This is a genomic window from Pontimicrobium sp. MEBiC01747 (assembly GCF_053601635.1).
On sequence record NZ_JBSHNS010000516.1, the window covers coordinates 1 to 4861 of the forward strand.

General features: G+C 33.2%; 4 protein-coding genes. 2 read left to right on the forward strand and 2 right to left on the reverse strand.

Translation table 11 applies throughout. The features are described from left to right. The first annotated feature begins 80 nt into the window (after window positions 1-80). Entirely contained in the window at window positions 81-944 is an 864-nt protein-coding gene (locus ACVC2P_RS16745; protein WP_452599601.1) for an alpha/beta hydrolase fold domain-containing protein, read from the forward strand. 10 nt (window positions 945-954) lie between these two features. Here ACVC2P_RS16745 and ACVC2P_RS16750 read toward each other — a convergent pair whose 3' ends face one another. Both ACVC2P_RS16750 and ACVC2P_RS16755 read right to left on the reverse strand, forming a co-directional pair. Then, the gene (locus ACVC2P_RS16750; protein ID WP_452599602.1) at window positions 955-1530 is read right to left on the reverse strand and encodes a hypothetical protein; all 576 of its coding nucleotides are present in this window, start codon (window positions 1528-1530) and stop codon (window positions 955-957) included. A 79-nt stretch (window positions 1531-1609) separates the two neighbouring features. Then, a complete protein-coding gene (locus ACVC2P_RS16755) occupies window positions 1610-3955 on the reverse strand; it encodes an ATP-dependent helicase (protein ID WP_452599603.1) in 2346 nt (781 codons plus the stop codon). Window positions 3956-4153: 198 nt separating this feature from the next. On the opposite strand from ACVC2P_RS16755, the gene ACVC2P_RS16760 reads away from it, so the two are divergent. Then, window positions 4154-4606 (forward strand): hypothetical protein, encoded by a 453-nt coding sequence (locus tag ACVC2P_RS16760; protein WP_452599604.1) that lies wholly within the window; start codon window positions 4154-4156, stop codon window positions 4604-4606. Window positions 4607-4861: the final 255 nt, after the last annotated feature.

Sequence of the window (4861 nt, forward strand, 5' to 3'; positions counted from 1 at the left end):
ATGATGCATAAATAAGTTAAGCAAGACGCCATAAGTAACATTATGATACAAAACGAACAATCAGTAAAAGTATTAATATTATGTACAAACTATCTAAACTTATCTTAATAGTTTTATTAATTAACCTTGTTTTTTCTAGCTGCGTTAGCGATGATAGCCTTATTAACGAAACGCCTCCTAGTTCTAATAATTACAGACAAGAGCTTAATGTAGCTTATGGTAGTGATAGCGACCAAATTTATGATATTTATTTGCCACAAGATAGGTCGTTAGAGACTAAAGTTATTATACTTGTTCATGGTGGTGGTTGGACTTCTGGCGATAAAAATGAAATGAATAACATTAAAGACATTATTCGTCAAGATTTACCTAACTATGCAATTGTAAATATTAATTACAGGTTGGCAGATGAAAACACAGAGCCTTACCCTATGCAAATTAATGATATTACGGCTGCTATTGCGCACTTAAAAGCCAATAGAACAAACTATATAATTTCTGATAACTACGGGTTTATTGGTATTAGCGCTGGTGCTCACTTATCGATGTTATGGAGTTATGCCTTTGATACAGAAACCAATATAAACATGGTGTGTAGTATTGTTGGTCCAACAAACTTTACAGACCCCGCGTATTTAAATAATACAGACCCAGAATTACAAATTTTAATAGACACCTTTGGTATAGATGTAACAACTTCTTTTCTTGAAGAAGTTAGCCCTTTGCATCAGGTAACCTCTACAGCGCCTCCTTCTATACTATTTTATGGTGGCATGGATCCCTTAGTTCCTACAACACAAGGTACTGCTCTAGATGAAAAACTTACAGCTTTAGGTGTAACCCACCAATTCACTTTATATGAAAATGAAGGTCATGGCTGGATTGGAAACAACCTTTTAGATACTTGGACTAAGCTTAAACTATTTATTTTGGCAAATTTTTAAAGTGTAACAATTAAAAGCCACCCCTTCTCCTTGTTGGTCTTTTTAAACCATTTGGTCTACCTCTACCATCTGGCCTTTTAATTTTTGGCTCTAGTTTTTCTTTTTGAAATCTTTGATAGCTTAACCATTTTTCATTTTGCGCTTCACTTAAAAGTGTTTTTAAAACAGTATTTAATTTCGTTTCTTCTGCTAAAACCTGATCTCTAACGGGTTGTAGTTTTTCAATGGTCATTTTACGAATTCCCATTAGTGTCTCTCGATCTCTATTTTGTATCGCAGACTTTATGTTTTGATTTACAATAATATCTAAGCCTTCAAATAAATCTTTATTAGCAGTCTCTATCGCTTTTATCTCTGCATTATATGTTGTAATCTGTTTTTCTACAGATTCGGTTACAGAATCCTTTTTCTTTAACTTTAATTTCTTTAACACTTTTTTTGTGTCGTACTCAAAAATACCGGCAACCTTAACAGCTTCAAATTTTGGTATTCCCATGCCTCCTTTTTGTGAAGAAACTCCACCTCTATCTTGAGAAAAACTAAACGTTAATTGAAATAAAACAACTATTAAAATAATTCTATTCATATCATGAATTTGATTTAATTAATTCATTAGACTCTTATTTTATCTCAACGTTTAAAATGCAATTGCATTAAAAACGATACTAGCCAATAATTTGTAGCTTAGCAAAACGTAATAATAATTTCTTTACCCCACCAAACTGAAAATCTATTTCTGCTTTTTTATCTCCACCTTTACCTTCTATTTTAAGCACTTCTCCTTTACCAAACTTTAAATGTTTTACAATATTACCTACAGCTAGTTCTCCATCAAATAAATTAGCACCAGTTGGTGGCTTTATTTCTGAAGCTTTTTTCATTTTTTTTGGTGCGCTTATTTCAAAACCAGGTGTTTTTTTTGGTGCTAACTTAGTTCCTTTCTTTTGCATTTTTGGTTGAATCGGCTTTTTAAATCTTACTTTGTTTGGTGGTGTATCTCCAAAAATATCTGCGGATAGCATTGGGTTAATACGGCGTTCTTCTATTGGTGTTTTAATATCTAAATATTGGTCATCTATTTCTTCTATAAAGCGACTAGGCTCTGAGTCTACTAGCTTTCCCCAACGATATCTTGATAATGCATACGTTAAATAAGCTTGCTTTTCTGCTCGTGTTAGTGCAACATAAAACAAACGTCTTTCTTCTTCTAGCTCGGTACGAGTATTCATACTCATAGCACTTGGAAATAAATCCTCTTCTAAACCAACCACAAATACATGATTAAACTCTAATCCTTTTGCTAAGTGAATGGTCATTAAAGCAACATGGTCTGTGTCTCCTTTATCGGAATCTAAGTCGGTAGATAAGGCTACATCTTCTAAAAACTCTGCTAAAGAATCGGAAGCATCAGCTATTTCAATTTGCCCTTCAACAAAGTCTTTTATACCATTTAACAGTTCTTCCACATTTTCTAAACGTGTAACGCCTTCTGGTGTACCATCCTTATTAAATTCTCGCATTAAGCCACTCGTTTTGGTAACATGCTCTGCCAAATCAAACGCATTGGCGGTCTCATTCATTACCTGATAGCTTTTAATTAAAGTTACAAAGTCGCGAAGCTTTGTTTTTGTTCCGCCATTAATCTTTATATCTACATTATCTATATTTTCTAGTAATTGAAAAATAGTTTTTCCGTAATGATTTGCAGCCACAACTAATTTGTCTAAAGTTGTTTGCCCTATTCCTCTAGCTGGATAATTAATGACTCGTTTTAATGCTTCTTCGTCTGCTGGGTTAAGAATTAATCTTAAATAAGCCGTAACATCTTTTATTTCTTTACGCTGATAAAAGGATAACCCTCCATAAATACGATATGGTATTTCTCTTTTACGTAGGGCGTCTTCCATAGCACGAGATTGTGCATTGGTACGATATAGTATTGCAAAATCACTATTTTGCAACTGATTATTCATTTTAGTTTCAAAAATGGTACTAGCTACATAACGTCCTTCATCTCCATCTGTTAGCGAACGGTGCACGGTTACCTTTTCTCCTTCTTCGTTAGCAGTCCAAACGACCTTATCTAACTTTGTTTGGTTATGGTCTATTACAGAATTTGCTGCATTAACTATATTTTTTGTTGAACGATAGTTTTGTTCTAACCTAAATAGTTTCACTCCATCGTAGTCTTTCTGGAAGTTTAATATATTATTAATATTTGCGCCACGAAATGCATAAATACTTTGCGCATCGTCTCCTACTACACATATATTTTGAAAACGATCGGCTAAGGCTCTAACAATTAAATATTGAGAGTGGTTAGTATCTTGGTACTCATCTACCATAATGTAGCGAAATCTGTTTTGATACTGTGCTAAAACTTGAGGGAAACGCGTTAATAACTCATTAGTTCTAAGCAATAAATCATCAAAATCCATTGCTCCAGCTTTAAAACAACGATCTACATATTCTTTATATATCTCACCCATTCTTGGTCGGCGTGCCATAGCATCTGCCTCCATTAATTCTGGATTTTTAAAATAGGCTTTTACAGTAATTAAGCTGTTTTTATAGGATGAGATTCTACTATAAACTTGCTTAGTTTTATAAACATCTTTATCTAAGCCCATCTCTTTAATTATAGACCCCATTAATCGCTGAGAATCTTGTGTATCGTATATAGTAAAGTTACTAGGAAACCCTAAATGATGCCCTTCAAAACGTAAAATCTTTGCAAATACAGAGTGAAACGTTCCCATCCATAAATTCTTTGCTTCGCTATTTCCTACAATTTGAGCTATACGCTCTTTCATTTCACGAGCAGCTTTATTAGTAAAGGTTAATGCAAGTATATTAAAGGCATCAACACCTTGACTCATTAAATAAGCAATACGATACGTAAGCACACGTGTTTTTCCAGATCCTGCACCTGCAATAATAATCATAGGGCCCTCTTTCTGAACTGTAGGTGCGTATTGTGCTTCGTTTAACTGACTTAAATATTTTTCCAAAATTCTCTAAATTTTTAAGCTGTAAAAATAAGTATTGTCTCTCGTTAAACGACTCCGTTTTATTAATAATTATAAACAATTGCAAGGATTTACTTTAGTTTCTAAAAAGGATTAAAACTAATTTTAAAAAATTCAGGTATAAACCCCTATACGTGTTTTTTAATCTTATCCTATTTTTGAAAAAACTAACAATACATCATGGGAAAGCCAAAAACAATATTAATTCTAAGGCATGCCGAAAAACCAAAAACTAAAAGTGATGAATATCTTTCTATTAAAGGCCATGAAAGAGCCGCTGCTTTAGCTTATTACATGCCTAATGCTTTTGGGCATATAGACCATATTTTCGCAGCAGGAATAGGTAAACACAGTAATAGCCATAGACCCGTAGATACTGTAAAACCTCTTGCTAATATTTTAGGTTTAAAAGTGCATCAAAACTATTTAAAAGAGGATTACAAGGACATGATTGAGGATATTTTTTCTAAACCAGAAAAATACACAAACGAGCAAATAGTAGTGTGTTGGCAACATACAGATATAGAATCTATAGCTAATGCTTTTGGTGCAACTAATACACCAACTGCACCATGGCCAAAAAATTGTTTCGATTTGGTTTGGAAATTAACTTTACAAAGTAATGGTAGTTAGCATTTAAATCAAATACCTCAACTTTTATTACACGGAGATAAAAAGAATATTATAGGTAATACACAAACTCTATTAGCAGAAAACTCACCAATATGCAAAACGTTACAGAGTGTTACTAAAGAACAGGTATGCTCAAATTTATATTGGACAACACCTGCTCGGCCTACAGGGTATGAAGTAGTTACTCCTGTTTTTACTGTACCTAATACCGTTTTACCTAATGGAAAAAATCAAATTATTTATATAGGTGAAGGG